The 4294-nt window shown below is 30.6% G+C and carries 2 protein-coding genes; both read right to left on the bottom strand.

Annotated elements, in window-relative coordinates:
- Positions 1-3227 (bottom strand): PolC-type DNA polymerase III (locus ACRDBA_RS10435; protein WP_438572861.1); only part of this gene is annotated, 3227 nt, incomplete at its 3' end.
- 110 nt (positions 3228-3337) lie between these two features.
- The coding region (gene ispG, locus ACRDBA_RS10430) for a flavodoxin-dependent (E)-4-hydroxy-3-methylbut-2-enyl-diphosphate synthase (RefSeq protein WP_438572860.1) at positions 3338-4294 on the bottom strand (957 nt) is incomplete at its 5' end.

Here is a 4294-nt window from a genome sequence, read left to right as displayed (position 1 = left end):
GATGTAGGATCATCTGCTGGTCTTTGTATTGGTGTAAAGTTATATATTTCATTATCACTAGGAACAACCATAATTCCACCAGGATGCTGCCCTGTAGTTCTCTTTATACCAGTACAACCTAATGTTAATCTTTCTATTTCAGCATTTGATGCTCTAATACCTCTTTCATCTAAATACTTTCTTACATATCCATATGCTGTCTTTTCTGCTACAGTACCTATAGTTCCTGCTTTAAATACAAATCCTTTACCAAATAATACTTCAGTATATTTATGAACTTCACCTTGATACTCACCTGAGAAATTTAAATCTATATCAGGCTCTTTATCTCCTTCAAATCCTAGGAAGGTTTCAAATGGTATATCATGACCATCTTTTATATATGTAGTTCCACAATCAGGACAATCCTTATCTTCTAAGTCTGCTCCAGAGCTTACTGAACCATCTAAGAAAAATTCAGATTTTTTACAGTTAGGACATACATAATGTGGTGGAAGTCCATTAACTTCTGTAATATCTGACATTGTTGCTACAAATGATGAACCAACAGATCCTCTCGAACCAACTAAGTATCCATCCTCAAGAGATTTAGCCACTAGTTTTTGTGCTATAAGATATAAAACTGCATAACCATTACTAATAATAGAGTTTAATTCCTTATCTAGTCTTTTTTGAACTACTTCCGGAAGGGGATCTCCATATATAGAATGAACCTTATTCATAGTCATTTCTCTAATTTCTTCATCAGCACCTTCTATTTTAGGTGGAAATGTTTCATCAGGAATAGGTTTTAAACTTTCAATAGAATCTGCTATAGCTCTAGGATTAGTTATTACTACTTCCTTTGCTATCTCAGACCCTAGATAAGAAAATTCCTTTAACATTTCTTCAGTAGTTTTTAAATATAAAGGTGGCTGATTATCAGCATCTGAAAATCCCTTTGAAGCCATTACTATCCTTCTAAATATTTCATCTTGAGGCTCTAAAAAATGTACATCACCCGTTGCTACCGTTGGTTTATTACATTCTTTTCCTAAGTCATATATTTTTTTATTTAAAGTCTTAAGTTCCTCTTCATCCTTTACAATACCTTTTTCTATTAAATACCTGTTATTTTCTAAAGGTTGAATTTCTAAATAATCATAAAAGTTCATTATTTCCTTTAATTCTTCATCAGGCTTTCCTGCTAAAACAGCTTTATAAACTTCTCCCGCTTCACAAGCTGAACCTATAATAAGCCCTTCTCTCATTTCCATCAACTTACTTTTCTTAGTTCTAGGTCTTCTTGCAAAGTTATCTATATGAGATTCTGATATAAGCTTATATAAATTCTTCATTCCTTCTTGAGTTTTGGCTAAAATAATTATATGGTTTGTATTTTCCTTTTTTATATCAATTTTATTTAAAAACTCATAGTTTAGTGTAGCTAGATCTTTAATATCCATTTCTTCAATCATCTTTTTAATAGATATTAATAGAATTTCAGCTGTTGCCTTTGCATCATCAACTGCACGATGATGATTTTCTAAAGATATACCTAAATATTTTGCAACTACATTTAGCTTCACTCTTTTTAAAGCTGGATATAAAAATCTTGCAAGAGGAACAGTATCTAATACAGTATTGTTAAACTCTAAACCTAAGTCTACACAATTCTTTTTAATAAAACCTACATCAAAGGCAGCATTATGAGCAACTACTACACTATCACCAACAAATTCTAAAAATTTAGGTAAGACAGTATCTATTGTTTCTGAATCTCTTACCATATCATCTGTTATACCAGTTAACTCTGTAATTTTATATGGGATTCTACACTGTGGATATATAAAGTAACTAAAATTATCAATTACTTCTCTACCTTTTATCTTAACAGCCCCAATTTCAATTATTTTATCATTTTTAGATGAAAACCCTGTAGTCTCTATATCAAACACTACATATGTATCATCAAATGATTGACCTTTTTCATTTAATGCCATAGGTACTCCATCATTTACAAGATATCCTTCAACACCATATAAAATCTTTATCTTATTTTTCTTTCCAGCAGATTGTGCATCTGGAAAGGCCTGAACTACTCCATGATCTGTTATTGCTATTGCAGGATGCCCCCACTTTGCAGCTCTTTCTACTATTTTTGAAGTTCCAACGATGCCATCCATAGCACTCATGGCAGTATGACAATGAAGCTCAACTCTTTTCTCATCTGCTCCATCCATTCTTTCCATCTTTACCATTTTAAGAATATCTCTTCCCATTATAACTACTTCTCTAGCATATGTATCGTAAATAGCTTCTCCTCTAACCTTACAATATAATCCTTTTTTAATTTGATCTAAAACTTCATCTTTTTCTTGTGCCTTTAAAAAGCATTTTACAGTTATAGAACTTGTGTAGTCTGTTATATAGAAGGTTAAAATAGTTTTACCAGTTTTAGTTTCAACAATATCAGTTTTAAACACTTCTCCCATTACAGCAACAATACCTGATGTTTCATCAATTTCTGAAATAGGTATAGGTTCGTTATTAATACCTCTTCCAATAATATTATTTTCCGTTTTAGGCTCTCTCTTAAACTCTTTCTTTTCATATGGCTTTTTAGGCTTTTCATTAGTAGTTTCTTTCTTAACAGGAGTTTGTGCTTCTGCTTGAAGATTTCTCCCACTAAATATTTCTTTTAATACTTGCTTTTCCTTTTCAGCCTTAGCGATGTTATCATCTACAATTTCTAATGCTTCATCGTAGACAAGCTCCACTTGAGCTTTTATCCCAAATATATTTTCTAAATTATTTGATATTTGTTTTGGTATACCCCTTGTATTTAAATGATCTATTATTTTATCATATCCGCTCTTTATGAAGATTTTTTTGTCCTTTACTTCCTTTATTCCCATAGTTAATAATGTTTTTGATAATGGAGTTTTTTTCATTACATCTCCAGTTACCTCTATCCAATACTTATCTATAATTTGTTCTAAGGAAATATTTGATACATCTCTATAAAATAGCACTTCTATTTTTACATCAATTCTTAATACGTCTTTAACCGCCTTAATTATTTGAGCTTCCTCAGCTTGACTTAAATTTTCCTTTCCTCTTAAAACAACCTTTAAAAGATTGCTTTTTCTCAAGAATTGAAATCTAATTATATTTATTTCTTTATCTTCTAGTGTTTCATTTTTATTTATTTCTTTTTTTATTTTTTTTATAGTATCTTCACTCAAATAATCAACTCCTTTACAATTAAACTTTTGCCACTATATATAATACACTATTTTTTATATTATAACTAATAAAATTATATTAACCCCCACCAAATGGTGAGGGTTAATTTTTATAAGCTTTCTATTTCTTTCATTAGCTCTTCAATAAGATGTTCTTCTTTTACCTTTTTTATTATCTTACCTTTTTTAAATATTATTCCTTCGCCTTTTCCGCCAGCAATACCTATATCAGCTTCTCTAGCTTCTCCTGGTCCATTTACTACACATCCCATTACAGCTACTTTAATATTTTTATTTATTCCTTCAAGCTTATTTTCTACTTCCTTAGCTATACCTATAAGATCAATTTGAGTTCTACCACATGTTGGACATGAAATAAATTGTAAGCCACTTTCTCTTAACCCTAATGATTTTAATATTTCTTTTGCAACCTTTATTTCTTCTATAGGATCACTTGTTAATGACACTCTAATTGTATCTCCAATACCTTCTGCTAATAAAGTTCCAAGTCCTATACTTGATTTTATAGTTCCTCTAAATAAAGTTCCTGATTCAGTTACTCCTAAATGAAGAGGGTAATTACACTTTTCACTCATTAATCTATATGAATCTATCATCATTCTAACATCTGAAGATTTTATTGATATTACTATATCAAAAAAGTCTAATTCTTCTAATATTTTAACATGTCTTAATGCGGATTCTACTAGCCCTTCTGCCGTAGGTTTTCCATCTCTCTCTAATATATCTTTTTCTAATGAGCCTGAATTCACTCCTATTCTTATTGGAATATTTTTGGCCTTAGCAGCTTCTGCTACTAGTTTAACTCTTTCGTCACTTCCAATATTACCAGGATTTATTCTTAATGCAGAAACTCCATTTTTTATAGATTCTAAAGCTAATCTATAATCGAAATGTATATCTGCAACTACAGGAATTGGTGATTCCTTACATATTTCCTTTAGACTTTCAGCAGCTTCCATATCTGGAACTGCACATCTTATAATTTCACAACCCGCTTTATATAAATCATTAATTTGACCTAATGTAGCTCTTGAATCTCTTGT

It is taken from the genome of Clostridium sp. (genome assembly GCF_051654825.1).
Taxonomy (GTDB): domain Bacteria; phylum Bacillota; class Clostridia; order Clostridiales; family Clostridiaceae; genus Clostridium.
Note: the sequence above shows the minus strand (reverse complement) of the source record. Positions and strands in the feature narration are given on the sequence as shown.